The organism is Myxococcus sp. AB025B (assembly GCF_006518215.1).
In the GTDB taxonomy this organism is placed as follows: Bacteria; Myxococcota; Myxococcia; order Myxococcales; family Myxococcaceae; genus Myxococcus; species Myxococcus fulvus.
On record NZ_SRLW01000525.1, the window covers coordinates 1 to 3,424 of the forward strand.

2 protein-coding genes are annotated in these 3,424 nt (G+C 72.7%); both read left to right on the forward strand.

Translation table 11 applies throughout. The features are described from left to right. The first annotated feature begins 165 nt into the window (after positions 1–165). A complete protein-coding gene (locus tag FL311_RS42025) occupies positions 166–1,200 on the forward strand; it encodes a trypsin-like peptidase domain-containing protein (protein ID WP_141333226.1) in 1,035 nt (344 codons plus the stop codon). Positions 1,201–1,248: 48 nt separating this feature from the next. Continuing rightward, positions 1,249–3,424: hypothetical protein (locus tag FL311_RS42030; RefSeq protein ID WP_141333227.1), on the forward strand; the 2,176-nt coding region annotated here is incomplete at its 3' end.

Genomic DNA, 3,424 nt, shown 5'->3' on the forward strand with positions numbered 1-3,424 from the left:
GGCTGGGGGGTGGGGTGTCCTGCCAGCCAGCGGGGCCCTGCACGTCAGGGCATGCGGGCTGCTTCCACTGGGAATCCTGTCGCGCCGTGCGGAGAATACGGAAGCGCCACGGCGGCGGCGGCGGGCCGGGGCAGGCCTCGTCAGCGGTTCTTCACGGGTGGCACCATGGAGCTCGACGGCGCGGAGAGAGACGAGTTGCTGCTGGCGCTGCTGGGGGCCTTCCCCTCGGTGGAGGAGCTGCGTCGGGTGGTGGCCAATGTCTGTCACCGGGACTTGGAGTTGCTCGTGCCCAGGGGAGGCCCGAGGGAGCGGGCGTCGGGGCTCATCCTCCGCGCGGAGTCGGAGGGGTGGACGCGCGAGCTGGTGACGGGCATGCACGGCGCCCAGCCGCGCCATCCCCGTCTGAATCGCTTCATGCAGGGCTACCTCGCGTCGGTGCAGCGCAGCGTCCCGCGTCGCAGCCTGGAGCGCATCGTCGGCCCGACGTGGGAGCAGGGCGCCGCGGACGGGTGGCGCAAGCGCCTGTCCGCCATCGAGCGGCGCGTGTGTCGGGTGGAGCCCGTGGTGGGGGCCTCGCTGGGCACGGGCTTCCTGGTGTCGCGCGACGTGGTGCTCACCAACTTCCATGTCATCGAGAACCGGCTGTTGGAGTCCTTGCGCGTGCGCTTCGACCACAAGGTGCTGCCGGACCGGACGCTCCTGCAGCCGGGCAGGCAGTACGTGGTGAAGCGCTGCATCGCGCGCAGCCCGTACAGCCCCGCGGACCTGATGCACCCGCGTCCGAGGGAGGCGATGGCGAGCGAGCTCGACTACGCCTTCCTCCAGGTGGAGGGCGCGCCCGGTGACGAGCAGGTGGAGGACGCGCCGAGGGGCTGGTTGGAGTTGCCGGAGGAGCCGACGCCCATCATCCCTGGCCAGCTGGCGCTCATCGTCCAGCACCCGGAGGGGCAGCCGATGAGCGTGGCGCTGGACGAGTTCCTGGGCGTCAACGCCTCGCGCACGCGGGTGTCCTATCGGACGTCCACGAGCCCGGGCTCCTCGGGGGCGCCTTGCTTCACGCAGGAGCTGCGGCTCGTCGCGCTGCATCACAGCGGCGGGCCGCGCATGCCGTCCGCCATGGGACACAACGAGGGCATCCCGACGGACACCATCCGCCATGGGCTGTCCCCGGAGGTGAAGGCGCTGCTCGGCTGGACGTGAGGGCGGGTGTGAACTGGAGGCGGGGGGCGCGCCTGCTATCGTCGGTGGATGTTCGTCCTCGATGCCCGCTTCCTCCGTGGTCGGGGCTTCTGCTTCCTGGCCCTGCTCGTGTTGCTCGTCGCGCCGTGGCGTGGCGCGAGCGCCCAGTCGCGGCTGCGCGTGGCCGGCGCCACGGCCAGCAACGAGGTGAAGCTGCGCACGACGTCGGAGGACTTCCGCGCGGTGCTGCGCGTGGACCTGCTGTCGCCGCCCTCCACGGACGCGGGCGTGCAGGACGGGCTGCCCGGCGGCGTGACGGTGCTGGTGGACCCGCTGCAGGCGAGCGACGGCTCGCAGGTGGCGCTGACGGCGGTGGTGCGCGAGCCGGCCTCGGCTGACGCGGGCGTGGCGCCGTTGTCCCCGCGCTCGCCGCTGCACGTGGAGGTGTCCGGGAAGCTGCCGGCGGCGGGGGACTACACGGGGCAGGTGGTGTTGGTGCACGAGGGCGGGCGCGAGACGACGTCGCTCCTCGTCACGCGGGTGCAGGCGGTGCCGGCGGTGCAGTTCGTGGCGACGTCGCCCGTGGTGGCGGCGCCGGGGTGGGGCTTCGGCGCGGTGGACGCGACGGTGCGCCTGCCGTTCAAGGAGACGGCGGGGGTGACGGGGAAGGTGTCGGTGCCGAGGCTGCTCCAGCTCTCGCACAAGGCGCCGGACCTGGGGGCCACGCTGGTGCAGCCGCGCTTCGGTGGCGCGGACTTCTGGTTGGAGGGTGGAGGCAAGGACGGGGCGGACTTGGACCTGGCCACGGTGGAGGGCGTCACGGTGGCGGCGAATGGCAGCGGCACGCTGCTGATGCGGCTGAAGGGGTTGGACGGGCCGGGCGAGTACACGGGCACGGTGCGCATGGCGGTGCCGCAGGGCGTGGCGGTGGAGCAGCCGTTCACGGTGTGGGTGAGGACGCCGTGGCTGTGGGGCGCGCTGCTCATCGCGGCGGGCGCGGTGTCGTCGTATGGCGTGCGGCTGTACACGCAGAGCATCCGGCCGAGGGCGCAGCAGCTCCAGCGGGCGCGCGTGCTGCGGCGGAGGATGAGTGTGTTGTTGGAGGGCCAGGAGGAGGACGCGCGCAAGGTGGGGCTGGAGGTGCGCGGGCGCATCGACGCGCTCATCTCGCGCATCCGCTCGCCGGTGAGGGGTGGTCGGGTGGCGGACGGGGAGCTTGCGCGAGTGGAGTCCGAGCTGCGGCTGTACGAGGCGTGGCGCGGCTGTTCGCGCGAGCTGCGGGCGCTTCCGCCGGAGATGCGCCCCGAGTCGGCGAGCGCGGCGATGGAGGAGGCGGAGACGTCGCTGCGGCTGGGCACGGTGCCGGCGGAGCGGCTGGAGGAGCAGCTCAAGGTGCTGCGCGGGCAGAACGTGCAGGAGCTGGCGCGGGCGGGGTTGAAGGCGAAGCTGGAGGAGCTGGAGGCGCAGGCGCGAGCGCTGGCGCAGAAGCTGGGGGAGGACAGCCTGGGGTTCCGGCTGACGTATGAGCTGTTGCCGTTGCTGCAGGACGTGAGGGCGCGGCTGGGGCAGGGGGACGTGGCGACGGCGCGGCAGCAGTTCGAGATGGCGCGTCGCTCGTACTTCGATGTGCTGTGCGCGGAGCTGTCCCAGGCGGTGGCGTCGCCGCGCAATCCCCGGGGCTTCTCGTTGGAGGAGTGGCGGGAGCTGACGTCGGACGTGAAGGAGCGGCTGAAGCAGGCGCGAGCGCGCGCGGACGTGAACGTGGACGAAGGCTTCCGGCTGTACCAGGGGGCGTACGCGCACTACGTGCGGCGGCTGTTGTTGGAGCTTCGCGGCGCGGTGGAGGAGGCGCGGAGCGCGGCCACGGAGTCGCAGAAGACGGACCTGGACGCGGCGGAGGCGAAGCTGCGCGAGGCGATGCTGGCGCTGGCGGCGGAGTCGCCGCACGAGGCCTCGGCGAGGTATCGCGAGGCGCGGGACGCGCTCCACCGCGCGCAGACGGGGCAGGTGCGTGTGAGGATTGCCGGGTTGCGCGCGGAGGTGTCGCGCAAGCGGGGGGAGGCGGAGGGCGAGGGGCAGTTGCATGAGCTGGGGCACATCAACGCGTTGCTGAACGAGGCGGAGCTGGCGCTGACGCCCGAGACGTTGCAGGACGCGGAGTACAAGGCGGACAAGGCGCAGCTGGCGTTGGAGGGGTATCCGAGCTCCCAGGGGGTCGGGATGGGGCGACCGGGGACTCCGCTGT

Bases quoted from the DNA above. Each gene is read 5' to 3' on its own strand.
- FL311_RS42025 (WP_141333226.1), top strand. From the start codon at position 166: ATGGAGCTCGACGGCGCGGAGAGAGACGAGTTGCTGCTGGCGCTGCTG.